General features: G+C 55.6%; 17 protein-coding genes. 14 read left to right on the forward strand and 3 right to left on the reverse strand.

All coding sequences use genetic code 11. The features are described 5' to 3' along the window. The first annotated feature begins 36 nt into the window (after positions 1-36). From mmsA to OKW40_RS18105, 4 genes are all read left to right on the forward strand, one after another. Positions 37-1,575 carry a multiple monosaccharide ABC transporter ATP-binding protein gene (mmsA, locus tag OKW40_RS18090; protein WP_429490835.1) on the forward strand — a complete coding sequence of 513 codons (1,539 nt, stop codon included), beginning with the start codon at positions 37-39 and terminating at the stop codon, positions 1,573-1,575. Then, a complete protein-coding gene (gene mmsB / locus OKW40_RS18095) occupies positions 1,568-2,776 on the forward strand; it encodes a multiple monosaccharide ABC transporter permease (RefSeq protein ID WP_429490837.1) in 1,209 nt (402 codons plus the stop codon). The genes mmsA and mmsB overlap by 8 nt, the downstream gene beginning before the upstream one ends. A gap of 140 nt (positions 2,777-2,916) precedes the next feature. Next, on the forward strand, positions 2,917-3,213 hold the full coding sequence (locus tag OKW40_RS18100; protein ID WP_429490839.1) for a Dabb family protein: 297 nt from the start codon (positions 2,917-2,919) through the stop codon (positions 3,211-3,213). A gap of 36 nt (positions 3,214-3,249) precedes the next feature. Then, positions 3,250-4,311, forward strand: a complete 1,062-nt coding sequence (locus tag OKW40_RS18105; protein ID WP_429490841.1) for a maleylacetate reductase — start codon at positions 3,250-3,252, stop codon at positions 4,309-4,311. Positions 4,312-4,648: 337 nt separating this feature from the next. Here the strand turns inward: OKW40_RS18105 and OKW40_RS18110 are convergent, their stop codons facing one another. Both OKW40_RS18110 and OKW40_RS18115 read right to left on the reverse strand, forming a co-directional pair. After that, positions 4,649-5,602 (reverse strand): transposase, encoded by a 954-nt coding sequence (locus tag OKW40_RS18110; RefSeq protein WP_429490843.1) that lies wholly within the window; start codon positions 5,600-5,602, stop codon positions 4,649-4,651. 103 nt (positions 5,603-5,705) lie between these two features. Continuing rightward, the gene (locus OKW40_RS18115) at positions 5,706-6,479 is read right to left on the reverse strand and encodes a hypothetical protein (RefSeq protein ID WP_429490844.1); all 774 of its coding nucleotides are present in this window, start codon (positions 6,477-6,479) and stop codon (positions 5,706-5,708) included. Positions 6,480-6,703: 224 nt separating this feature from the next. On the opposite strand from OKW40_RS18115, the gene OKW40_RS18120 reads away from it, so the two are divergent. Further along, entirely contained in the window at positions 6,704-7,216 is a 513-nt protein-coding gene (locus OKW40_RS18120; protein ID WP_429490845.1) for a hypothetical protein, read from the forward strand. Positions 7,217-7,777: 561 nt separating this feature from the next. Here the strand turns inward: OKW40_RS18120 and OKW40_RS18125 are convergent. Next, the gene (locus OKW40_RS18125; protein ID WP_429490846.1) at positions 7,778-8,248 is read right to left on the reverse strand and encodes a hypothetical protein; all 471 of its coding nucleotides are present in this window, start codon (positions 8,246-8,248) and stop codon (positions 7,778-7,780) included. A 747-nt stretch (positions 8,249-8,995) separates the two neighbouring features. On the opposite strand from OKW40_RS18125, the gene OKW40_RS18130 reads away from it, so the two are divergent. From OKW40_RS18130 to OKW40_RS18170, 9 genes are all read left to right on the forward strand, one after another. Then, positions 8,996-9,706 carry an ATP-dependent nuclease gene (locus tag OKW40_RS18130; protein WP_429490848.1) on the forward strand — a complete coding sequence of 237 codons (711 nt, stop codon included), beginning with the start codon at positions 8,996-8,998 and terminating at the stop codon, positions 9,704-9,706. Continuing rightward, complete coding sequence (locus tag OKW40_RS18135) at positions 9,703-10,917, forward strand: ATP-dependent nuclease (protein ID WP_429490850.1); 1,215 nt, start codon at positions 9,703-9,705, stop codon at positions 10,915-10,917. The genes OKW40_RS18130 and OKW40_RS18135 overlap by 4 nt, the downstream gene beginning before the upstream one ends. A gap of 370 nt (positions 10,918-11,287) precedes the next feature. Further along, positions 11,288-13,129: a type I restriction-modification system subunit M gene (locus OKW40_RS18140; RefSeq protein WP_429490852.1), complete on the forward strand. Its 1,842-nt coding sequence runs from the start codon at positions 11,288-11,290 to the stop codon at positions 13,127-13,129. Further along, the gene (locus OKW40_RS18145) at positions 13,126-14,478 is read left to right on the forward strand and encodes a restriction endonuclease subunit S (protein WP_429490853.1); all 1,353 of its coding nucleotides are present in this window, start codon (positions 13,126-13,128) and stop codon (positions 14,476-14,478) included. Before OKW40_RS18140 ends, OKW40_RS18145 begins: the two co-directional genes overlap by 4 nt. Continuing rightward, on the forward strand, positions 14,475-15,407 hold the full coding sequence (locus OKW40_RS18150) for a DUF5655 domain-containing protein (protein ID WP_429490855.1): 933 nt from the start codon (positions 14,475-14,477) through the stop codon (positions 15,405-15,407). The genes OKW40_RS18145 and OKW40_RS18150 overlap by 4 nt, the downstream gene beginning before the upstream one ends. Before the next feature lie 62 nt (positions 15,408-15,469). Continuing rightward, positions 15,470-18,583, forward strand: coding sequence for a type I restriction endonuclease subunit R (locus tag OKW40_RS18155; RefSeq protein WP_429490857.1), 3,114 nt, complete (start codon positions 15,470-15,472; stop codon positions 18,581-18,583). Between the two features lie 78 nt (positions 18,584-18,661). Continuing rightward, the gene (locus OKW40_RS18160) at positions 18,662-21,025 is read left to right on the forward strand and encodes a restriction endonuclease (protein WP_429490859.1); all 2,364 of its coding nucleotides are present in this window, start codon (positions 18,662-18,664) and stop codon (positions 21,023-21,025) included. A gap of 223 nt (positions 21,026-21,248) precedes the next feature. Further along, positions 21,249-22,361 (forward strand): hypothetical protein, encoded by a 1,113-nt coding sequence (locus tag OKW40_RS18165; protein WP_429490860.1) that lies wholly within the window; start codon positions 21,249-21,251, stop codon positions 22,359-22,361. A gap of 134 nt (positions 22,362-22,495) precedes the next feature. Next, entirely contained in the window at positions 22,496-25,285 is a 2,790-nt protein-coding gene (locus OKW40_RS18170; RefSeq protein ID WP_429490862.1) for a KAP family P-loop NTPase fold protein, read from the forward strand. The last annotated feature ends 27 nt before the right edge of the window (positions 25,286-25,312 follow it).

Here is a 25,312-nt window from a genome sequence, read left to right on the forward strand (position 1 = left end):
CACGCTTCCGGCGTGACCAATCGGAGGAATGTGAGCATGGATACCATTCTGGAGATGCGCGGGATTCAGAAAAGCTTTGGCCCAGTCAAAGCTCTGAACAACGTGAATCTGAAGGTACGTAAAGGCGAGATTCACGCCATATGTGGAGAGAACGGCGCAGGTAAGTCGACGCTGATGAAAATCCTCAGCGGCGTTTATCCGCATGGCACTTACGTAGGCGATGTGCTCTACGACGGTCAGGAGCGTGCGTTCGCCGACATTTCCGACAGCGAAGAGGTCGGAATCATCATCATTCATCAAGAGCTCGCCCTCGTGCCTATGCTCTCGATTACCGAAAACATCTTTCTTGGAAACGAGCAATCCAAGCGCGGAATCATCGATTGGCAGGTCTCCCGCGCTAAAGCGGCGCAACTGCTGGCAAAGGTGGGCCTTACCGATTCTCCGGACACGCCTGTCGCGACGCTTGGCATTGGGAAGCAGCAACTTGTCGAAATTGCCAAGGCATTGTCCAAAGAGGTTCGCCTCCTGATTCTTGATGAGCCCACCGCAAGCTTGAATGAGAAAGATAGTGACACGCTCCTCAATCTTCTTCTCGAGTTGAAGTCGCGAGGCGTGACATCAATCATCATTTCGCACAAGCTCAATGAAATATCGCGTGTTGCGGACGGCATCACCGTCATTCGTGACGGTTCGACGGCCGACGTGCTCGATTGCGGCACGGAAAGTGTGAGCGAAGACCGCATCATTAAGGCGATGGTAGGCCGGGAGATGTCCGACCGCTATCCGCCGCGTACACCGAACATCGGCGAAATCATCTTCGAGGTCAGAGATTGGCGCGTCCAGCATCCCACCCAACGTGACCGTGCCGTCATCAAAGGCGTCAACCTCAAGGCTCGCAAGGGCGAAATTGTCGGTATTGCCGGCTTGATGGGTTCCGGGCGGACTGAGCTCGCGATGAGTGTCTTCGGTGGCACATATGGCCAGGACATCACGGGTCAGGTATTGATGCACGGAAAAAAGGTGGACACCTCCTCGGTCCAGAAGGCCATTAAAGCGGGCATCGCCTACGTGACCGAAGACCGAAAAGGCAACGGGCTGCTGCTCGATGACAACATCAAGCGAAACATCACGCTGGCGAATCTTTCTGGTGTGTCAAAACTCGGTGTCGTCAACGAGCACGAGGAAATCTTGGTCGCGACTGATTTCCTCCAGAAACTGCGGATTCGCGCCCACGGCGTAACCCACATCGTCGGAAACTTGTCAGGCGGCAATCAGCAAAAAGTCGTTATATCCAAATGGCTGTTTTCTGAACCGGAAGTGCTAATTCTCGACGAGCCCACCCGAGGCATCGATGTAGGTGCGAAGTACGAGATTTACAGCATCATCAATCAAGCAGTCGCGGCGGGTAAGTGTGTGGTCATGATTTCGTCTGAAATGCCCGAGTTGCTTGGCATGTGCGACCGCATCTACGTCATGAATGAAGGTCGGTTCGTCGGGCAATTAACCGCAGAAGAAGCTTCGCAGGAAAACATCATGCGAGCGATTATGCGAAATGGAGACATCGAAAATGCGTAAGGCACTCATTCCGGTAGCCGCCGAAGGCACCGAGGTCAGGAAAACTGAAGTATTCGGATTGGTCAAGCGTATCGGCACCGAATATGGGCTGCTCCTGTCGCTTGTCATTATTATGGTGTTCTTCCAGGTCGCGACAAGTGGCGTGCTGATGCAACCGCTCAATTTGACCAACCTGGTGCTTCAAAACAGCTACATTGTCATCATGGCACTAGGCATGCTCATGGTGATTGTGTCGGGCCACATCGACCTCTCCGTCGGCTCGACGGCAGGTTTGGTGGGAGCGCTGGCGGCAGTATTGATGGTGCAGTATGACGTCAATTACGTGTGGGCCACTATCATCTGTATTGCAACGGGCGCACTGATTGGCGCAGCGCAAGGTTATTGGATTGCATTCTGGCGGATGCCGTCGTTCATCGTTACCTTGGCCGGCATGCTTGTCTTCCGTGGCATGACAAACCTCGTCCTTCAAGGACAGTCCATTGGTCCGTTTCCTGAGGGCTTCGGCGCGGTGAGTTCGGGCTTCATTCCGGATTTCTTTCACGGACAGGCACTTCACATCACCTCCATCGTTCTTGGCGTGCTCGTTGGTGTGCTGTTTTTTGTGATTGAACTTCGCCAACGCGCTGGCGCGGCGAAGCATGGCGTTGAAAGCGGCTCGTTCACGATGTTCATCACGAAGAATGTTGTGCTTACGGCGCTCATCGTCGGGTTTTGCTATTTACTGGCGTCTTATCGCGGTCTGCCGACAGTGCTGGTCATCATGGGTGTCCTGATTGGCGTCTATACCTTCATCATGAACCGCACGACAATCGGTCGTCGAATCTATGCGGTTGGTGGTAATGCAAAGGCAGCGCGATTGTCGGGTGTTAGTGTCCCTGCGGTCAGTTTCCTGACTTTCGTGAACATGGGTGTTCTTGCGGCTTTGGCCGGGCTGATTTTTGCCGCACGTCTGAACAGCGGCACACCAAAGGCGGGAACTGGCTTCGAGCTCGACGTCATCGCAGCATGCTTTATTGGCGGTGCATCGGCCTCGGGCGGTGTAGGGAAGGTCGTCGGCGCGGTCGTGGGCGCTTTCATCATGGGCGTGATGAACAATGGGATGTCCATCATGGGCATCGGCGTCGATTATCAGCAGGTCATCAAAGGCATTGTGTTGCTCGCAGCCGTGTTCGTGGACGTGTATAACAAGAACAAGGCGTAATTAATCCTTCTACGGCAGACCAGATTTAGAAGTCAGCGGGGCAGGCGTGCAGCAATGCCCCTGCTGACTTGCATACTTGAGTCATGAGATTGCTCCTCGAACATTTGGCTTGTTCTTAAGCAATACTACTGGAAATAACTATGGTCAAGCATATCGTTATGTGGAATGTTCGCGGCGAGACATCTCAGCAAAAGAAGGAAGCTGCGAGGCTCGTGAAGTCCGCGTTCGAGAGTCTCAATGGGAAGATTCCAGGGCTAACCAGGCTTGAGGTTGGGCTGGATGTCAGTGCCGTGGACTATGCATGCGACGTCGTCTTGTACACAGAATTCGAGAGCCAGGAATTGCTCGACGCGTATGCCTCGCACCCTGAGCATCTGCGTGTGAAACAGGTTGTGGGCGATATTCGTATTGCCCGCCATCAGGTCGACTACGTCTAAGCCAGTTTTATCGTTGACGGCACAGGGAGCCATCTCATGTACGAGTTCACGTATACAACGCAGGCGTCGAGAGTTGTGTTTGGCGCTGGAAGCATGAATCTGATTCAGCAGGAGGTCGCGACGTTGGGGGCCCACCGGGCGTTGATTCTTTGTACGCCCGAGCAGAAGGCCCAGGCCGAAGTGGTCTCGTCCCTTCTGGGCCCTTCGAGCGCAGGAGTCTTCGATGGTGCCCAGATGCATGTCCCCATCGAGAACGCGCGCCGCGCGCGCGAACATGCAAAGAGTGTCGGCGCAGACTGCGCCGTGGCCATAGGCGGCGGTTCCACCATTGGGCTTGGCAAGGCGATTGCGCTCGAGTCGTCGCTACCAATCATTGCCATCCCGACGACGTATGCCGGCTCGGAAATGACCCCCATCTTCGGCATAACTGAAGGCGGCCTGAAAAAGACGGGCCGCGACGTCAAAGTTATCCCCAAGACAGTCCTGTACGACCCGGAGCTCACAGTCGGGCTGCCCGTCAAGCTATCGATTGTCAGCGGCTTGAATGCCATCGCCCATGCTGCAGAAGGACTGTATGCGAAGGACGGTAATCCCGTAATGTCACTGATGGCAGAGGAGGGCATCCGCTCACTCGCCGATGGTCTCCGTGGCGTGAAGGAGAATGGTAAGGCCAAAGAGGCACGCAGTGAGTGTCTCTACGGAGCATGGTTGTGCGGAATGGTGCTCGGCAACGTTGGCATGGCCCTGCATCACAAGCTTTGCCACACGCTGGGCGGGACGTTTAACCTGCCTCATGCTGAAACGCATGCAATCGTTTTGCCACATGCCCTCGCATACAACAGCACTGTCGCACATGAAGCGATGGAGCGAATTGCCAGGGCACTCAATGTGAAATCAGCGCCTGACGGACTTTATGAGCTGAATGGAGAGCTGGGCGTGCCACGAGGCCTTCGGGAGATTGGTCTGAGCGAAAGCGACCTGGACTACGCCTGCGAGGTGGCTTTATCGAATCCCTACTGGAATCCACGACCTATAGAGCAAAAGCCGCTTCGGGCACTTCTGCAGCGCGCTTGGGAAGGGAGCCGTCCTATCGCATAACCGTCGCGGCGACCTCCCGGCGACATGGCTACGCAACACAGCTCGCCCTAGAGTGTGCCAACGACGAAGCCACGCCCCTCGGGCAGCAGCTTGTCGAATGGCCATTTGGCTCTGGTAAGCAACTGAGCATCCCGGGCCGTTTCTCGCAACGCAAGGCTCAAGATGTACACGTCCCGAACGTTATGCCGTCCTTCAAATCTGAAAATGTAGGTGCGGCTTCAAGCAGGCTAAACAGCAAGTTGTCCAACTATTAAGACTGCACCAGTTGACGTTTTATGTAGCCTCGCGCAGACTAAATAGCATTCATTGTCGGTATATAGTCTGTGCGAATTGACTTCTAATGCGACATTTGCCCGGTGAATGGCCTACACACAAGCAGCCCTTCGAGCCTCGAAGCCCTAAAAAAGCTCCAGATGGCGCACGCAACTGCTTCAGCTCGAAGGACTTTGAGCTGCGGATTGTGCGAGTGACTGTTTAGCAAAAAACCGCAAACTAAAAGGACCCACCTTGAGGACCCGACGGGACGAGGGTACAAAATCTGTGTTTCCAGAACGGCGAAATGCGAAGACCCGTGTGCCTGCGCTGCGGACAGCAAGGCGAGCTGGTACGACTCTTCTTTCTTGCAGAGAAAATCGTGAAGCCACCACAGAACAGGTGGCGCGCGGTCAGCATGCTCGGGTGGCACGATTAGACAGAGTCCCGAACCACGAGCCAGGGACGTGATAAGCCCCTGCGCATGCAAGCGCACGAGCGCGGCTCGCGCGGCAACCGTTTTGCGGCCAGTGCCGACGGTAACGCTGCCAACCGAGAAAAGTCGTGTCCGGGTGAGCTCGAAGGCCACGACACTGCTTGACCTGCTTCGACATGCACCCGCAATTGGCGGCCCGAGGGCATATATCTCTGGTTCAAAGTTCAGTTCGACTTCTTCACCTTCCGATAACGCTCGCATTCCAGAATGCACACAAAGGGCGTGTAGCCCTTGGGTGATGTAACGCGCGACATGCTCGTCCCTGGTCTTTGGGTTCAAATAGTTTGTCGCATCCATGGCCGCCGCCTTTCTGCAAATGTTTGTGCTCCGAGCATCAAACGTTCTATAAGTTAGGCCGGAGGGATGGGCCATGAGCGATTTCCGCTCGGTGGCTAACCTCAGTGCTACGGGACCGTCCTGCAGCACGCCAGAGTCGCTCCACCGGTCAAAATAGTGTCGAACTGCTGACCGGTGCGGGAAGTCGTTCGGCAACAGCCGCCATTGGCAGCCTGCTTTCATCAAATAAAGTAATGCGTTGACCACCCCGCCAGGTCTTTACATTTTTTCGCCCAGACTGGTTTGGGCGCGGGGCAACTAGCTGCGGAGTCCAAACTTGCTAGTAAGCCCCGACTACGCGGACATAGTTTTACTTCGAGCCAACGAACATTACGTCACCCTTCGACGGTGTCTGCACAAAGGCGAGAATCTGATTGCCGCTTAGCACACCGATGCCGCTCGCAGAGGTATTGACGGGGAAAGCGCATTCAAGACCGGTACCGAAGGTCAGAGTGATGTCGTACACATTCCCCGTCGCGTGTGGCTTGATTGTCCCCGTGAACGAGCAGTAGGGGCTGATGCCGGTGATATTGCCCGCAGCATCGACCGTGAGCGTGACATTAGCCCTCGAAACACCCCCCAAAATATTTAGGTTTGTCGCACTCTGGCCACTAAACGTCCCTGTGACAGCTGCTTGCGAGGGCACGGCATCGTAACTTGAATCATAGTTGCCGCTAAAGTCTGACTCTACACCGTTCGGATACGCCACCGTCGCCTTCATCGACTGTTTCGCAGCATATGTGCCGGTTACCGTCACCGAGTTTGCCCCTTGCCCCTCGAGGTTGTAGTCGATGCCCGTTCCCGACAGGTTCCCACTACTCGAGGAGACTGTACCTGCCACGACGCCTGCGATAACGGTGGGCTGCCCGGCCACCGAGTACTTGGTGTAGGACCGACCGTCGTCCATTACCAATACCGTAGCCTGACGCCCGTTGATGGTTCCCGCGTACTGGCCCGTAGCAGGGGCCGGATTGGGGGTCGCTGAGGCTGCCACGCTGCTCCCGCCGCCATCTCCGCCTCCACCACCGCAGGCTGCCAGAATCAAACTCACTCCCGCCGCTATTGCCACGATGCTCGCTCTCATTTTCTCTCCTTTATTGTTCGACCTGTAAGTCGGTCAGCGCAGAGTGTAAGTTGGAAGTCAAGGCCCCGTGTGTCTGATAGAACACGTGTCCTTCGCGATGGGCTGACCTGGACCTTAAGACGAAATCAGGAATCCGACCTGGCGGCGCTCATTTGGTTGGGCGCATATGTTAGAGTCCGAGCGCTCTTTTGGAGCGGAGTATCTACTTGATTGAATAACTAAAAATGAACGACGAAAAACTAACCACGGAAGAAATCGAACTTCAGCGGAGTAAGGCAGGCCTCGTTTTGCAGCAGGCTGCAACGGTTTGCGATGCGAATCGAGATGCACTTCTCGCCGTCTGCAAGCTGAAAGCACCTGCATTCGGAGGCGACGACCAGAACGGACGGGTACTGGTCGAATCGATAGTGCAGATGTTGTATAAGTTCGGCTATCATCTGCGCCCCAGAAACCCGCATCGGGTCGAAGCAGGAATCGAGAAGCTTCCCAAGGAGAACGTCCGAGCCATTATGAGCAGAAGCGGGCGCGCTGTGCGAAATGCAGCCTCCATATGCAAAGCTAATCGCGACATGCTTGTTTCTTTCTTGAAGACACAGGCAGACGCAGTGACTGATTCCCGGTCTGTTCCAGCATTGGTCGACGCTGTGGCCGCAGTCTTACTCACTTATGGGCTTCAACTAGAGTACGATGAAAGTATTGAGGGCTTCGAAATTGCTGACAATCCGTTTCGGTTTTAATGGCTTTCGCATGCCCCCGAGACGTATTCTTGTTGGCATTATGTCGATGCGATGACGGCACGCCGCACCTTAAACGCAGGAAAGGGGCGGGCGGCTGCATGGCGCAACTTGCATGCGAGGCGGTGGGACAATTGTGCACACACCGAATGCTCCGGAACGCATGGATACAGCCGAGAAACACGTGATGGTCGTGTCAGCACTGAGATAGTCCAGCCCGATGTCGCTGCACGGATAGGGCGCACCGCCAGCGGCCGCGTCTATTGCCCGATACTTCTCAGTGGCTGGAGTAGCGACAGCAAGTACGTGTTCAATCGTGTCGCGGATATTGTCGGTGACGGTGACGCATGGCACGACGTGACTGCTGAGTTGATTCCTAATTGCCGGTTGCAGGGCCGGACAACTCCGAAGAGCTTTCGCTCGACGTGGCTGCTTCAATGCTTTTCGTTTCGCGTGCTTATGTGCGGCGGCTCATCGACGATGGACTACTTCCCGCTCGCATAGATAAGTACGGCAGCCAGGATGCCCTTCGTAGCCGGCTGGTGACCCTATCGTTTTAGCGTTTTATACGCGGCCCGAAGCGGCCTTGTACTTTTGCATGATGTCCTTGATGTACTGCGACTTGCCAATCAGCGAGAGCATGTCTTGGCCAAAGGAATACGGTAGAGGATGAGTCATTACCGTGATGCCGCCGTTGTTTCTGACCGCAACGGCCACGACTTCCTCACCGCCTAAACGCACATAGCCTGCGTACAACACGACAGGCGTGAGCATCGACTCGAACTTCTTTTCCGTGGTGCCGTAGACTTCAAAAAACTTCGAAGCGGCAGCCGTCGTCCCCGCCGCGACGGTCACGGGCTCGTCTGTTGCAAGGGATTCTTTGGCTGCGTCGTGGATAAGCTCGAAGTTCTGCGCGTTACGGGCGCTCCAGGACTTGGCGTAAAAGTAGAAAATCACCAACGCGACAAGAATCAGAATCAGGAAGGGCATTTGTTTTTCGTTTTGGAGGAGTTGGCCATTGGTGCCATAGCGCATTACGAACGCGACGGCTTCTTGTGGACATGAAGTGTACGCCTCGCACCCTGTTGACGAAACACGCTTTCATCGAGTTTTTCGTAAGTTTCGCAAATATCATAGCCTCAACGACCTGAACGCCAGTTGGAAGAAAGGGGCAACTCGATGGCACTCCTCCTTGAAAATCGCTTGTCAAGATGCCGGACAAAACCTTATCGACATAAATATCGCCTCGCCTCCCGTACCACTAAGGGCCCTGAGGCGGCGCAACAACGCATCCGCCAGCATTTATCCCATTCAGCGCTCGTTTCCATAGGTTGGTCCTGCGGGAGATTGGCTTGAGCGAAAGCGACCCCGACTATGCGTGTGAGGTGGCTTTGTCGAATCCCTCGTGGAACCCGCGACCAATAGACCAAAAGCCGCTTTGAGCGCTTCTGCACCGCGCCTGGGAAGGCGCGCGACCATCTGCTTAACTGTGCGCATGCATCCCAAAGCGGCGAGCTCGTCTCTTGAGGAGTGCGGCCGCCCTTCTGTGAGGGCGGGGCAAGAAGGTCTTTCTGTCCTGGGCCGGCTTCAGAACGTTACCCATTTGTCCCTCAGATGGGGAAGGGCTCAACAGATGCGGGTGTCCGCAGACACGCCTAGCGATAATCTGGCAGGTTTCGAGCAATGGGGCCACATAGTTGGTCGCGGCAGACAAAATGTGGTACCGAATAGCGCCTATTGTGTTTAAATTCCACGCAAAGTTAAGCACACTCGGGGGCGAATATGCGCATCGAATCAATCCGCATTAAAAACCTTAGGTCCATCAAGGACGCGGAGGTTTTCCTTAACCATTACAACTGCTTTGTCGGACCGAACGGCGCGGGGAAATCCACATTTCTGTTCGCGCTGAATGTCTTCTTTCGTGAGACTGATGGTGCATCTACCGACGTGGCTCTTTTGTCGGCCGAAGACTTTCACCGAAAGGACACATCTCAGCCTATCGAAATCACAGTCACGTTTTGCGACCTTGACGCCGAAGCAAAGGAGGAATTTAAAGCCTACTTCCGAATGGACCGGCTGACTGTGACCGCGAGAGCAACGTTCAATGCCGCGACAGGAAGGGCGGAGGTTCGGCAATTCGGCCAGCGCCTCGGGATGGCGGAGTTCATGCACTTTTTCGAGCGGATGGGCGACAAGGCCAAGGCCGATGAACTGAAGCAGATATACGGAACACTACAGACCCAGTTCGAGCTTCCGAAGGCCGCAAGTCAGGCTGCGATGGCAGATGCCCTCAAGTCCTACGAGGCAGACCGGCCCGGTGACTGTATTCTGATTCCCAGCGAAGACCAGTTCTACGGCGTCAGTAAAGGCGCGAACCGACTTCAGAAGTACCTCCAATGGGTCTATATTCCTGCAGTCAAAGATGCTACCGCTGAGCAATCTGAAGGGAAGGCGACAGCACTCGGCAAACTGGTCGCGTCCGTTCCAAGGTGAATTTCGTTGAGCGTCTGTCGGAAATGGCGCAGCGTGCGCGAGATGAATATCAGGTGCTTCTCGACGAAAGTCAGGGCGCGCTGGCGGATATATCTGACTCGCTACAGAAGCGTTTGATGCAGTGGGCGCATCCTGACACCAGCCTGCGCGTGAGTTGGCAACAAGACCCGGACAAGTCGGTCAGGGTTGAGGAGCCGTTCGCTAAGATAATTGCCGGCGAGGGAACCTTCGAAGGAGACCTGGTTCGCTTCGGTCACGGATTCCAACGCTCCTTCCTACTAGCTCTGCTGCAGGAACTGGCAAATCAAGGCGAGAGCACTGAGCCGCGACTCATACTTGGCTGCGAGGAACCGGAACTATACCAACATCCGCCACAGGCTCGTCATCTTGCAGGCGTTCTTAACGCATTGGCTGATGGCGGTTCACAGGTTCTGGTAACGACCCATAGTCCATTGTTTGTCTCTGGCAACTCGTTCGAAAGCGTTCGGATGGTGCGGCGCGATTCGGACACGAAGGCTTCTTACACAACTCAGCCGTTACCAGCGAAGGTTGGAGAGAAGTATGCGGAACTGACCGGCGAAAAGCCGCTCAACCCACGGGGGTCGCTTGCGCGCATCGCGCCGATACTGCAGCCGACACTGACCGAAATATTCTTCGCCCAGAGGGTAATCTTGGTGGAGGGTATCGAAGACGTCGCGTACATCAACTCGTGGTTGACACTCACGAACCGCATGCCCGAGTTTCGTAAGGCCGGATGCCACATTGTTCACGTCGATAGCAAGAGCAACATCCTGCGCCCAGCAATCATCGCCCAGCAGCTGGAAATCCCGGTCTTTATCGTCTTTGACGGTGACGCGGATTGCAAAGAGGAGTATAAGCACCATCATGTGAGAGATAACACAGCCCTGCTGAAACTAGTGGGCGGCGATGACAAGATGCCGATACCGGCAGAAACCGTTTGGGCCAGCAACTACGCAATCTGGCGCACGAACCTTGGGGAGACCGTGGACACGGAACTCCTAGAGGCGATGGGCGCAAAGGCCTACGAGAAAGCGAAAAACGAGGCTCACGCATCCTATGGAAACGCCAAAGGCCTTCACAAAAATCCATTGCTCATTGGGGCAAAGCTTGCCTTGGCTGTCGACAATGGAGGCAAATCAGCGTCGCTGGACAAGCTCTGCAACCTTCTTCTCGAGTTCGGTCAGCGCTGACCAGTGAAGACTACGAGTCAGACCAAGCAAACGTGGAGGCTGATTTGACCATCGCCGCTGCCTGAAATTCGCTGCGATGACGATGAAGTGTGTGCAACACTGATTGAGACTTGCACACCGTCCCCACCCGGCACTTGTCAACGCAGTTGCGATGAAGCAGGGCAAGTGGTCAGGCTTAACTACAACCCTGCCTCCGCACTCCCTTCAGTCCGCCCCCGCCCCGGTGCGAATGTTTCCCTCCGTCAGGAATCAACGGCGAGGCGGAGGTAAAATCGACGCTACGTGCACCGCTGCCGACAGCACAACGGCAGCGGTGTCCCCCTGCACTCGGTTGCTCCAGTAACGAGCACATAGGCAAAGCCAAAATAGTATGAACCATCAGGCACTATCGTCATTTATCTGGTCCGTAGCGGACCTGTTGCGCGGTGATTACAAACAATCCGAATATGGGCGCGTCATTTTGCCCTTCACCGTGCTGCGACGCTTGGATTGCGTGCTCGAGTCCACAAAGCCGGCAGTGCTCGCGGAATTTGAAGCAAAAACAAAGATGGGGCTCAATCCAGAGCCCTTCCTGCTGCGCGTCGCCGGCAGCGCGAGGTTCTACAACACCTCGCCGCTCGACCTCGTCAAGCTGCTGGGCGACCAGGACAATATTCGCCAGAACCTGTACGCGTACATTCAGGCCTTCTCGCCAGCGGCGCGCGATATTTTCGAGCGGTTCGACTTCTACACACAGGTCGAGCGGCTCGCCAAGGCCAACCTTCTCTACCTTGTCACGGAGAAGTTCGCGAACATCGACCTACACCCGGATGTGGTCGACAACACCCAGATGGGACTCGTGTTCGAGGAACTCATCCGGAAGTTCGCGGAAATTTCGAACGAGACGGCCGGGGAGCACTTCACCCCGCGAGAAGTCATCCGCCTAATGGTCAACCTGCTATTCATCGAGGACAGCGACGTACTCACGGCAGGTAACGCTGTCGTGCGGACCATTTACGACCCGACGGCCGGAACGGGCGGCATGCTCTCGGTTTCCGACGAATACCTGCGCGAGCACAACCCGGCTGCGCGGCTGACCATGTTCGGGCAGGAGCTGAACGACGAGTCGTACGCCATCTGTAAGGCGGACATGCTCATCAAGGGCCAGGATGTCGCGAACATCGTCGCGGGCAACACACTGTCCGACGACGGCCATATCGGGCGCAAGTTCGACTACATGCTTTCCAATCCGCCGTTTGGTGTCGAATGGAAGAAAGTAGAAAAGGCAGTGCGCACCGAGCATGAGCAAAAAGGCTTCGATGGGCGCTTCGGCCCCGGCCTGCCGCGCGTGTCCGATGGTTCGATGCTGTTCCTGCTGCACCTCATCAGCAAGATGCGTCCGGCGCAGGACGGAGGCAGCCGCTTCGGCATCGTGCTGAACGGCTCCCCGTTGTTCACGGGCGGTGCCGGTAGCGGTGAGAGCGAAATCCGGCGCTACGTTCTGGAGAACGACCTGGTCGAGGCGATTGTCGGCCTGCCGACAGACATGTTCTATAACACTGGTATCTCCACGTACGTGTGGATTCTGTCGAACAGGAAACCCGATACCCGCAAGGGGTTCGTCCAACTCATTGACGCATCGAGCTTCTGGCAGAAGATGCGCAAGAGTCTGGGTAGCAAACGCCGAGAGATGTCTGCAGAGCACATTGACACGGTGACACGTCTGTTCGGGGACTTTGTCGAAGCAGAAGTCGCAACCGTGTTCGATGCTGCAAGTGCCGAGGTCGGGCGGTGGGTGGTACCTGCGGGCAGCAATGCGCCTGACGTGCCGGTCGGTGGCACGGTGAAGTCGGTGCCGATTTCGCGTATTTTACGGAACGAGGACTTCGGCTACACGACGATTACGGTGGAGCGCCCGCTGCGCGACGAGCAAGGCAACGTTGTGCTGGGCGTCAAGGGCAAGCAGAAAGGCAAGCCGCAGGCGGACAGCGCGCTCCGCGATACCGAGAACGTGCCGCTCTCGGAGGATATCGGAGCGTATTTCGCGCGGGAGGTCCTGCCCCACGCGACAGACGCCTGGATTGACGAAGAGAAGAGCAAGGTGGGGTACGAGATTCCGTTCAACCGGCACTTCTATGTGTTCGAGCTGCCGCGCGACCTGCATGCCATCGACGAGGAATTGAAGGCGGTGTCGGCGAACATCATGAAGATGCTTGAGGAGCTGGCGGAATGAGCCTGCCAAGATATCCCCAATACAAAGACAGCGAAGTGGCATGGCTCCATGATGTACCTGCTCATTGGCGCATTTCCCCTCTGAAATATCTCGCCTCCCTGAAGAGCGGGGGTACACCGAGCAAGGACAATCTTGACTATTGGGATGGTGAAGTACCGTGGGCGTCGGCAAAAGACCTGAAAACGGACACACTGGCTGACACCATCGACCACGTAACAAGTTTCGCGGTGGAGTCCGGCAATGCGGACTTGCTGCCGGAGGGAACAATACTTGTGGTCGTGCGCGGGATGATTCTCGCCCGGACGTTTCCCGTGGCTGAGACCCTTGTTTCCATGGCAATTAACCAAGACCTGAAGGGGATTATTCCCCGCAAAGTTGTGACCGGTCGATTTCTGGCGTGGCTACTGCGAGGAACGGCAAGTGAATCACTTCTGCGACTTGACGAGGCTGGTCACGGAACGAAAGCCCTGCGAATGGACGCATGGACTTCAATGCAGTTGCCCATACCACCAGTTGACGAGCAATCGACTATTGCCGCCTTCCTCGACCGCGAGACCGGCAAGATTGACGCGTTGATTGCCGAGCAGGAAAAGCTCCTCACACTGCTGGCAGAAAAGCGCCAGGCGACCATCTCGCACGCCGTCACCCGTGGTCTCAATCCCGATGCACCGGTGAAAGATTCCGGGGTGGACTGGCTTGGGAGGGTACCGGCGCATTGGCAGGTAGTGCCGCTCGCATATCGCTACAATGTCCAGTTGGGGAAGATGCTGGACTCGTCCAAGATTACTGGTGAACACCTGCGTCCTTATCTTCGGGTATTTGACGTCCAGTGGGGGTATATCAACACCAATGAGCTCCCGGTAATGGATTTCGATGAGGATGCGCGAGAGAAATTTGGACTTGTTGCGGGAGACATATTGGTCAACGAAGGCGGCAGTTATCCTGGCCGGTCTGCTATTTGGAGTGGCACCCTTGACGAGTGCTACTATCAGAAAGCTCTGCATAGGCTTCGTCCATACTCATCTGAAACAGATACGACACATTTTTTTTACTTTGTTCTGTTTTGGGCCGCGCACCAGGGTGTTTTCTCTTATGGCGGTAACGAAACAACTATCGAACATCTTCCCGCAGAAAAGCTTCGACGCTATCGGTTCGCGTTCCCACCAATTGAAGAGCAGTTGCTGATTGCATCGTTCCTCAATGTCGAAATTGCAAAACTAGATGCATTGGGAAGCGAAGTCGAACGCGCCATCCAACTTCTCAAGGAACGCCGCAGTGCCCTGATTTCGGCCGCAGTCGCCGGTAAAATCGACGTGCGCAATGCAGCGTCACAGGAGCTCGCCGCATGAGCGACCTCCAGTTGTTTCGCCTGTCGAACGCGACCGCAAACGAGTTACCGACCCAAGCCGCAAAGCTGGAAAAGCAACTTCAAGGCCTCGTCGAAGCGAACATGCAAACGTTCCTCGGCGTCCGCTTTCTAGCCAGCGAGTACGTCACCGGCAAGACGCACAGGGGCCGAATCCACTCGCTGGGCCTCGACGAGAATGGCTGCCCGGTCATCATCGAGTACAAGCGCCACAGCAACGAAAACGTCATCAACCAGGGGCTGTTCTATCTGGACTGGCTGCTGGACCATCAGGCTGAATTCCGCTGGCTGGTTATGGAAAAGCTCGGCAAGGACGTGGCGGATGAAATCGAGTGGGCCGGAACGCGCCTGCTGTGCATCGCTGCCGATTTCACCCGCTATGACCAACATGCGGTACAGCAGATTCCGCGTAACATCGAGTTGATTGGCTACAAGCTGTTCGGCGATGACCTGCTGTTGCTCGAACTGGTCAATGCGCAAAGCGTTCCCGATGCCACAGCGGTCAAGCCCGCACAAACCGACCTATCCGCTGAGCCTGAAAAGCCGAAGGCGGCGGGCAAGGACAAGTCGGTAGACGAGCAACTTGCCATCGCTTCCGCCGAGATTCGTGACCTGTACGCACAACTCACCAGCGCCCTGACTGCATTGGGTGACGACGTGCAGGAGAAGCGCTTGAAGCTCTACACGGCCTTCCGGCGTCTGAAGAACTTCGCGTGCGTCGTCGTCTATCCGAACAGGCTCCTCGTGACGCTCAAGCTTGACCCTGCCTCCGTCGCGCCGGAGGAAGGGTTCAGCCGTGACGTCAGCCAGGTCGGACATTGGGGCACCGGCGACGTCGAACTGACATTGCGCGGGCAGCCCGACCTGGAACGCTCCAGGCCGCCTCTCGAACGAAGTTACGCCGAGGGCTAACCGGCCTACCGGCCTGCGCTGGCTATTGGAAAAAACAAAATCGAACGCATTGGGGGGCATCCATGAGCAACCTGCACCAGGAACATCACTTCGAGGCAGCAATCTGCCAGTCCCTCGCAGCCAATGGCTGGTTCTATGCGGAAGGCGATGCCGCCCACTACGACCGCGTCAGTGCGCTCTTTTTGCCGGACCTGCTCACGTGGGTGGAGGCGACGCAGCCTGACACCTGGCAGCGCCTGACGAAGACGCATGGTCCAGCGCTCTCTCAGCGTCTCGCCGAACGGGTGCGTAAGAGCCTCAACGAACGCGGTACTCTGGATGTGCTTCGCCGGGGCGTTGAAATGCTGGGGCTCAAGGAGACGCTCTCGCTCGTGCAATTCAAGCCGGCGCTGGCCATCAACCCTGCCATCCAGCAGGGGTACGCAGCGAACCGACTGCGCGTCGTGCGCCAGGTTCGCCATTCGCCGAATCACCCGCAGGACGCAGTGGACCTCGTGTTGTTCGTCAACGGCATACCGGTTGCAACCGCCGAGCTGAAGTCTGACTTCACGCAGAACGTTGAAGATGCAGTCGACCAGTACCGCTTCGACCGTAACCCCCAGCCCAAGGGTGGGCAGCTTGAGCCGCTGCTTGCATTCCCAGGTGGTGCGCTGGTGCACTTCGCAGTAAGCCAGACAGAGGTCAGGATGTGTACGCGGCTCGCAGGCCCGTCCAGCAGATTCCTCCCGCTCAACAGAGGCAACCACGGCGCAGCAGGCAACGCGCCGAATCCGGACGGCTTCGCGACGGCTTATCTTTGGGAGGAGGTCTGGGCTCGTGACAGCTGGCTCGACATTCTGCACCGCTATCTCATCGGCAAGCGGGACGAAAAGCAGCAGCTGAAGACTGTGATTTTTCCGCGTTTTCACCAGCTCGACGCGACCCGAAAGGTCGTCGCGGACGTCCTCGCTCAGGGACCTGGCCAGCGATACCTGATTCAGCATTCTGCTGGCTCAGGAAAGACGAATTCAATTGCCTGGACCGCGCACTTCCTCGCGGACCTGCACGACGCCGAACACAAGAAGATATTCGACAGCGTACTGGTGGTGTCGGACCGCACCGTGCTTGACGCCCAGCTGCAGGAGGCCCTCTTTGATTTCGAACGCACGACCGGGGTCGTAGCCACCATTACCAATGAGCACGGTAGCAAGAGTGCGCAGTTGAGCCAAGCGCTCAAGAGCGGCAAGAAAATTATTGTTTGCACCATCCAGACGTTCCCCTTTGCCCTGCAGGCCGTGCAGGAACTCGCGGCGACCGAAGGCAAGCAGTTTGCGGTCATTGCCGATGAGGCCCACAGTTCGCAGACCGGTGAAGCGGCGGCGAAGCTCAAGCAACTGCTGTCGGCCGAAGAATGGGCCGCATTCCAGGATGGTGGTGAAATCGACACCGAGGCCCTGCTGGCTGCCCAGATGGAAGCGCGCGCCGGCGGCAGGGGACTGACCTATGTCGCCTTTACGGCCACGCCCAAGCAGAAAACGCTTGAACTGTTCGGCCGGCCAGGTCCGGATGGATTGCCGCAACCATTCCATGTGTATTCGATGCGACAGGCTATCGAGGAAGGATTCATTCTCGACGTCCTGAAGAACTACACGACCTACAAGCTCGCGTTCAGGCTCGCGCACGACGGCGAGGAATATGACGAGAAAGAGGTCGAGCGAAGCACTGCGATGAAGGGCATCATGCAGTGGGTCCGGCTGCATCCGTACAACATCACGCAGAAAGTGCAGATTGTCGTCGAACACTACCGCGAGAACGTACAGCCGCTGCTCGACGGCAAGGCGAAGGCAATGGTGGTCGTCGGCAGCCGCAAGGAGGCGGTGCGCTGGCAGACGGCCATTCGCGCGTACATCGGGAACCGGGGTTATCCTCTCGGCGTGCTCGTGGCGTTCTCTGGCGAAATCGACGACCCGGGGAGCTACCCCGTACCGGTGACCGAAACAAGCAAGGAGCTGAACCCCGGGCTCAAAGGACGCGATATTCGCGATGCATTTGCCGAACCTGAGTATCACCTGCTGCTTGTCGCCAACAAGTTCCAGACCGGCTTCGACCAGCCGCTGCTCTGCGGCATGTACGTCGACAAGATGCTTGGCGGCATCCAGGCTGTGCAAACGCTCTCCCGGCTGAACCGCGCACATCCAGACAAGGACGCCACCTACATCCTGGACTTCGTGAACGACGCGGATGAAGTCCTCAAGGCATTCAAGACCTATTACGAGACGGCCGAACTCGAAGCCACGACCGACCCGCATCATGTCTATGACCTGCGCGCAAAACTCGATTCCGGTGGTTATTACGACGATTTTGAGGTTGACCGGGTGGCCAAGGTCGAGCTGGACCCGAAAGGTACGCAGGCTCAACTGCAGGCTGCTATCGCGCCGGTAGCTGACCGGCTGCTCAAGCGCTACAAGGCGGCGCAATTGGACAAGGTTGCAGCAGAGGCTCAGCAAGACGGGAAAGCCGCCCAGGCAGCCAAAGACACCCTCGAGGCGCTGGTGCTGTTCAAAAATGACATGGGCGCATTCGTGCGTCTCTACGCGTTCCTCTCGCAGATTTTTGACTACGGTAATACGGACATCGAAAAGCGCTTCCTGTTCTACAAGCGGCTCATCCCGCTGCTGGAGTTCGGTCGCGAGCGTGACTTTGTAGACCTGTCAAAGGTCACACTGACGCACCATAGCCTGAAAAAAGCGGGTCGCCAGAATCTGAACCTCAGTCAGGGTGATGCACCTAAGTTGCCTCCCATGGATGCCGTGGGCAGCGGCGCAGTCCAGGAGAAGGAAACGGCGTTGCTCGACGAAATCATCCAGAAGGTCAACGGCCTCTTCGAGGGAGAGCTGACCAACGACGACCAGCTCCTGTATGTGAACGGTGCGCTCAAGGGCAAGCTGCTCGAAAACGAGCTACTCGTCCAGCAGGCCGCGAGCAACAGCAGGGAGCAGTTTGCCAGTTCCCCCGACCTCAAGGACGCGTTGATGCACGCCATCATCGACGCATTCGAGGCGCATGCCACGATGAGCCGACAGGCGCTCGATTCAGAGCGCGTGCGGGACGGATTGAAGGACATTTTGCTCGGACCAGCGAAGCTGTACGAAGCATTGCGAGCTAAGTCGGGAAATGCAGCCGGGACGGTTGCGTGAAGTTGAATGACGCTTTAACGCGCAGGCAAGCGACCACCGACCGACTGCGCAATCACGATAATTGAGCCGGCCGCATCCATGTCATACGACTTCACAACACTGAGTCCAGGCGATTTTGAAAATCTGGTAGCCGACCTCCTGTCGCGTAGCTGGGGCCGGCGATTGGAAGTATTCAAGGCTGGGAAAGACGATGGCATCGACCTGCGCCTTGCCCCGTCTGATACCGATGAAGGCGATACCATCGTCCAATGCAAACGTTACGCACCTCACAAGATTGCTGAACTCTTGCGGAACGTAAAGCATGAAATCCCGAAACTAGCCAAGTTGCGGCCGCGTCGGTATGTGCTGGCGACCTCCGTCGGATTGAATCCACATAATAAAAACGTGCTTTTCGAACAATTGCGCCCCTGGTGTCGGTCGACCGGTGATATCTTGGGGATAGACGAACTGAACGCCCTGCTTCGCGAGCATCCCGAAGTTGAGAAGGCACATTTCAAGCTCTGGATTTCTAGTACTCAAGTACTCGAAAGCTTGTTGCACGCGCGAATTTTTGCGTTCACTGAAGCCACAATCGATGCTACGCGCAGGCAGCTGAGCAAGCTTGTCGTTCACAACGGTTTAAGTCGTGCTCTGGAACTGCTGCACGCGCATCACCACGTGTTGATTGCGGGAAACCCGGGCATCGGGAAAACGACACTCGCACGCATGCTCATGTGTCACTACATAGACCATGGGTTTGAGCCGGTGATGATATCCAGCAATGTCGAAGACGCATGGACGCTTGTTCATCAAGTGCGCGACGAACGGCGAAAGCTATTCATCGTCTACGACGATTTTTTGGGCATGGACCAATTCGATTCAAGACGCTTCGATAAAAACGAGGATTCCTCGCTGATGGCGTTGTTGGATAAGGTGAGTGCCTCGCCTAACCTCCGTTTCGTGCTGACGACGCGTGAATACATTCTAGAAGATGCGAAGCGCGTCCATGGAGCGTTTGACGAGAGAGCGAACGAGCTTCTAAAGTGCACCATTTCCCTCGCAGATTACACCGAGACGCAAAGAGCGAGGATGTTATTCAATCACTTGTACTTCTCTGAATTGTCCGATGGTCGGCTCGACGCGTTCGTGCAGGCCGGTGTCTATCGGGAGATAGTCAGGCATAGACACTTCAATCCCCGCGTTGTTGAAGCAATCAGTAACGCAGCAAACAGTAAGGCGATGACCGACGCGGAGTACATCACGTACGTCAAGGAGGAATTCGAGAACCCGGCAAAGCTATGGTCGATTCCGTTCCACCGACACATCAGTGAAATAGCAAAACACATCTTGGTCTGTCTTTGGACCTTCGGTGGAAATGCCGAGGTCTTGATGCTTCGAAAATGCATATCCTTGATGAATTGGAACGTATCGCCGGAAGTCCTCGCGGCGTGGTTCAGAGACGCGATGAGGCAGGTTGATGGGAATTTCATACAGACCGGGCGCTTCGCAAGCTCAAACTGGAGGCTTCCTGAGCTACACATTGCGCAATTTCACAATCCATCTGTAGCCGAGTTTGTCCGAAGATTGGTGTCCGAAGAGCCTGCCTGGCTTGAGCGTGTCCTGCCCGCAATAATCTCTTTTGACCAATTGAATGTCGTGTTCAACGCGGCCGAAGCGACAAAGACAATCGACGAGACGGTCCCAGCATTCTGGGTAAAACTGCGTCAACAATTGCGTCTCTGCGAGGATAACGTACACCGTCGATTCCTCACTTACAGGTACGGTGCAAGCGCGCCGAGGACGGTGTGGGATGTTGAACCCGTTAAGTTGTCGGCCGTTACGTTACGTGAACTTCAGATTGAATTCAGGGCCAAACTGCCGGATGAGCAGACTCGTGCTCTGGAGAAGCGTCTTCTCGGGATTTCGGCGTGGAGCGAGCTCATTCGAGATTCGTTGAACACGATGATTGGTGCTGTAGATGTAGCCCGGATACAGCACTGGACTGCGACTCACTGGTCAATGGAGCATGTGCTTGAATCCAATCGCTGCTATCGTGCTGCGCTATTTGCTACGTTCGACGACCCCGAGTGCGGCACAATCGATATGTCGATTCTGGAGAGCCTTATCAAGGGCTGTTTGTGCGCAGGTGCACCGTTCAACGAAGACGAAGCGCATGCAATCGCTAACGCCGCTGAGGCTTCAGTATCGATGTCGCTGGACAACGAGGAGGACCCCGATGAAATTCGATATTGCGCGAAGGAACTCAAGAAGCTCGAAACATACATTAACGTTGACATGAGTTCGAGCGTGGCAGCTCTTGAACTGCAGGCGAATTGTCTAGAGAAGGATGACGAGGAAGACGAGGAGGATTCCGACGCAGAAGACAATCGCTACGAGGCTGAAAGCAGCGCTGGAGAAAATGAAGATATCGACTTGCTTTTCAGCAGGTTGCTGAGCCGCTAGGCCAACCCGATGTCCCCGCTCGCCCCAAACAACTTTTCTATCTGCTCCGAGCAGGCGCGAAATTCGCCCTTGCTGTGCCAGACGACGTCCGGAGCGCCGGGGGACTGCGTTATCGCGGCATGGAGCGGGCCGGCATCGCTGAATGTACATTACGCCCCTAACTGTTGAAGCGAAGTTTGCGGTTGACGTCAAAATTAATATTTTATTTGAGCTATATACATAAATGACAGCGTTTCCGGGTGACATGTTTCTTCGAGATTATCTTGCTGTCACTACTGAAGAATACTCATCTAGTTCGATTGCAAAACCATATGCCAGAGTCAATAAAATTGATTCTGGTGAGCTTAAGTTCTCTTTTTTTAGACTTTCAGTCGCAGCCGCGAAGTCGATTTTGACAAGTACACCCCAATCGAAGACCGCGTGGAAGCAGGTGAGAGCGTCCTTCTATAACTTGGATAGCATCGTGGAACATGCGAGCCTCAATCTGCGCCTGACGAATGGTTTCCGTCGGGAGTACAGAGATTTCTCGAAAACTAGCCGGACAGGCGAACTTGCCCAAGCCATAACATTTCTTCTCGCGCAAGATGCGCTGATGTATCCCGTGGTGATGGATTTCGACGGATATTTGTCGAGCCAGGGAATCCCAGCAATACCGTCAGATGAGAAGACGCCAGACTACGCGTTACTGTTCGGCAAAGGGACCTCACATTTATCTCTTATTGAATCGAAAGGAAGTTGTCCAGACACCAATATTCATCAGCCGAAGGGGCCGCTCAGCAAGGCACTGAAGCAGTGTGAGAGCGCAGACAATCATATTTACAGTGCCGCGCGTTATCGAGCGCGTAACACCTATGGAACGCATGTCCGATTTTCTGAATCTCTCGATTCGTGGGACACCGTTGCAGCATTCTGTGACCCTGAAGAGCCGGCAGCGAACGAGTTGCTAGACCCGATGGGTGCATTGCGGCATTACTATTCTGCTTGGTTCGTGCTCGGGGGATACTTCCGCCATGCAGGGCTCGTGGCGCGTGGAGAGCTTACCGACATGGATGTGAAGCGTTGGGGGACGTTGACGTACCAGGGGCATGAGTACTTGATACCTGACGCGCAAACCAGTTCAACTATGTTTACCCCATTTTTGGCATTTAGGTCACTTGCCGACCAACCGAACATCCCAAAGGGCTGGGCAATTCATGCAAAGTTGATTTACGCGATAATGAGAGAAGATATTTCCGCTGTTCATGACCTGTTCTCGCAGGGGAGTGAGGCGCAGACAGACTTTGAAAAAAAAATCGTAACATTCCGAGATTTTACGCTGTGCTTTTGGGGGGATTAAGTAGCTTGGTCCTCTCATCGAACCACGTATGTCACATGTATCACGAAGGGCATCGTAGCTGAGCCACGGTGTCTTAAAGAGGAGCATGGATGGGCCAAGCGATATTGCCATTCTTGCTGCCAACAACGTCATGAATGAGAGAACTTGCGATGCGTCAAATGCCGACGCTGCTTACCGATGAGCCGTCAAATGTCGACGAGTTGGGCGGAGCACATGCGAAGAGTGCAGACACCATAATCACCCTAATTCGGACATCACCCGGCGGCCAGACGATACGGCTTGACGGTACTTGGGGAGCCGGAAAGTCGACCGTTGTAAAGATGGTCGCGCAGCACTTCGACAGTCTGCAACTGGCAGCAGAGGACAACTCTGCGGCTGACTCGACTGATGTCACTGTATTTCAGTACGACGCATGGGTGCACGTCGGAGACCCACTTCGCCGCGCATTTCTGTCGTCGCTTGTCGCAAAGATTGCGGAAAGGGGCTGGCTTGCAGAAACCGATGGACGGGCGAGTGCTCCCTTCTGGAAAGCAAGACTGGATGAACTGAGCCGGCGACTCAAAACGACGTCTCGAAAGACAACACCGTTCTTTTCCACGTCAGCGAAGGTGATTTTGTCGGCACTCGCGGCGTTGGGCATCGCCGCACCGATGGTGTCTGAGCTCGAAAAAAAACTTATTGACCCGCTCGGCACAGCCCCGCTTTTTGCCTCGATACTGGCTGTGGGGATTGTAGCTTTCGCACTGATGCACTTGCTATCCAATGAGGCCATGGGCTTTATTGTCAGGCGCAACTCGGATGAGGAAACGGTGGAGATACGAGACGAACCTGAGCCGACATCTATCGAGTTCCAGGACGCGTTCAGTGAACTAATGGAAGCCGTGCTTTGTCACGATGCGCGCCGCCTAGTCATCGTCGTCGATAACCTGGACCGCATCGACCCGGCAGACACAAAAGCAGTGTGGGCACTTCTGCGTTCTTTTCTAGACAATCCGCAGTTCAAGTCGCGAGACTGGTTTCGTCGATTGTGGGTTATCGTCCCCGTGGTAGATGAACGCCGGGTGTTACAGTCATCGGCCCCGGGCTTGTCTCCAACCATGGATGCGCAAGCCGCATGGCCGTCGTTTCTTGAAAAAGTCTTTCAGCTTCGCTTCATGTTGCCACCACCGATGCTTCACTCGTGGAAGAGCTACTTCAGCGCCAAGCTGTTGCAGGCATTCGGCGAAGACCTACTTGGCGACTACGACGAGATTTTACGTCTCTATGAAGATGGGGAGCTTCGACCAAATGGCAATCTGACACCGCGAGGAATCGTGTCGTTCATAAACGAACTCGTAGTGCTGAAGTTGGAATGGGGCGACAAAGTGCCGCTTTCAACTCTAGCCGCGTACGCTCTTTCGAAGGACGGGTTCGTAAGTGATGGCTGTTCGCCGCCGAAAGCGGTAAGTCGCATCCTGCATGATGACACTTTGGTCGATACGTTCGCGATGTTGCACCATCGCGCATCAAGTAAGGATGAGGCGTCGTATATTTCGGTCCGACCTCGGCCTGAAGCCGCGATGGACGGTGCCGATAGCGAAACCATAAGCAAGCTCTTCCAAGAAAGTCCAGCTTTCCCGTACGTTCTCGACAGATACATCCGGGAGGACCTCGCTGGCCTCGACGGACAGCAGGAACGCCTTCTGCAAGCGGTGAGGGCCCTACGGCCGTTTATAGTTGGGCAAAACCTAGTGTCACCGGGGACAGTGTCCCACTTCCGCCGCGTGGTGCTCGCGACGGTGACAGCGACCAAGAACTTGCGGCTCTTCAACGCAAACCTGACGCCGGGATTGCAGGCGTTGCTCGACGTCTCTGTTACGCGCGACAAGACGGCAGCGCTGATTGTCGAGATGCTGAGAAATATCGACCGGTCGGCGACGGACCAGTCGAATGCATTGGACAAGCAAATCTCCGATGGGTGGACATCCTGGACATCTGCGCTCCAAGGCGTTCTCTCACTCGAGCCGGTGTGCGAAGCCATGATGGTCGAAGGGTTCGAACGAGTCGTGCTGCCAATTGGTGCAGAGCTATGGGCGCGGTTGTGCGTGGAGTTGAGGGGAACCGAGCAGTCGTGGATTCTGACTTCGTGTACATGTAGAGGCGGCGACAATTCAAAGCGCGATTGGCTTATAGAGCAATTCTGCTCAGGCTCACCCGAAGCCGAGGGGATGGAATTGTTAGAACAGGAGTTTAAATCTGGCCATCAGAATTTCTTTGACGTTGTCGCGGAATCCATCGTCGACAAACACCTCGACTCTACATGGATATCCTTGCCGGGCAGCTATGACCATTTTCTGCCATCGCTGATGAAGTTGTTTAAACTCGACCGAGCGCGCCTAAAGCCAATCTTGGAAAGACTGTCAGTTAATGGAGACCTGGCGAAGGCATTCGGCTCTCCTGGGCCAAGGAACGATTGGAAACTGGCGGTACTGACATATTTAATTGTTTTTGCGACTGACGGTGAGCTGCCACGGGTGGTTTTTGATGGAGAGGCCCAAAAAGGCCTAGAAGCCTTGACCAAGATGGCGGAGGGCAAGATTGGTTTGAATTCCCAACAGGCCAAAATATATGCGGAGGTCCTTGCGGAACTCGAAGTTTTCGAGGTATTGCGGCTGATTGCAAACCGGTGGGGCAGCAAGGGGATGGCAAGCTCGATAGTGCTCGCGCTGGCGGAAAACGAGCGGTTTCTTCAAGTCATTCGAGCCCGTGGCGACTTTAAGACTAGTTTGATTGTTTTTGCCGGTGAGTACCTTTTTGACCTAGCGTTGCGTGAGCAGTTTGTTAATGCGGCGCTGCATGCAGAAGCAGGGACGGGCCAAAATGCATCGTTCGACGAGCGACGTAGCTTGAGCGAACGACTAGAGGAAACGCAAATTCCATCATGAAACGCTCGTCGTCGCGCAGCTCTTGCA

This window comes from Paraburkholderia sp. RAU6.4a, assembly GCF_050435625.1.
Classification (GTDB): Bacteria; Pseudomonadota; Gammaproteobacteria; order Burkholderiales; family Burkholderiaceae; genus Paraburkholderia; species Paraburkholderia tuberum.

Coding starts and splice junctions, on each gene's coding strand:
- OKW40_RS18115 (WP_429490844.1), bottom strand. CDS start 6,479: ATGAGAGCGAGCATCGTGGCAATAGCGGCGGGAGTGAGTTTGATTCTG.
- OKW40_RS18120 (WP_429490845.1), top strand. CDS start 6,704: ATGAACGACGAAAAACTAACCACGGAAGAAATCGAACTTCAGCGGAGT.
- mmsA (WP_429490835.1), top strand. CDS start 37: ATGGATACCATTCTGGAGATGCGCGGGATTCAGAAAAGCTTTGGCCCA.
- OKW40_RS18105 (WP_429490841.1), top strand. CDS start 3,250: ATGTACGAGTTCACGTATACAACGCAGGCGTCGAGAGTTGTGTTTGGC.
- OKW40_RS18145 (WP_429490853.1), top strand. CDS start 13,126: ATGAGCCTGCCAAGATATCCCCAATACAAAGACAGCGAAGTGGCATGG.
- OKW40_RS18160 (WP_429490859.1), top strand. CDS start 18,662: ATGTCATACGACTTCACAACACTGAGTCCAGGCGATTTTGAAAATCTG.
- OKW40_RS18130 (WP_429490848.1), top strand. CDS start 8,996: ATGCGCATCGAATCAATCCGCATTAAAAACCTTAGGTCCATCAAGGAC.
- OKW40_RS18100 (WP_429490839.1), top strand. CDS start 2,917: ATGGTCAAGCATATCGTTATGTGGAATGTTCGCGGCGAGACATCTCAG.
- OKW40_RS18150 (WP_429490855.1), top strand. CDS start 14,475: ATGAGCGACCTCCAGTTGTTTCGCCTGTCGAACGCGACCGCAAACGAG.
- mmsB (WP_429490837.1), top strand. CDS start 1,568: ATGCGTAAGGCACTCATTCCGGTAGCCGCCGAAGGCACCGAGGTCAGG.
- OKW40_RS18140 (WP_429490852.1), top strand. CDS start 11,288: ATGAACCATCAGGCACTATCGTCATTTATCTGGTCCGTAGCGGACCTG.
- OKW40_RS18165 (WP_429490860.1), top strand. CDS start 21,249: ATGACAGCGTTTCCGGGTGACATGTTTCTTCGAGATTATCTTGCTGTC.
- OKW40_RS18170 (WP_429490862.1), top strand. CDS start 22,496: ATGAGAGAACTTGCGATGCGTCAAATGCCGACGCTGCTTACCGATGAG.
- OKW40_RS18155 (WP_429490857.1), top strand. CDS start 15,470: ATGAGCAACCTGCACCAGGAACATCACTTCGAGGCAGCAATCTGCCAG.
- OKW40_RS18125 (WP_429490846.1), bottom strand. CDS start 8,248: ATGCGCTATGGCACCAATGGCCAACTCCTCCAAAACGAAAAACAAATG.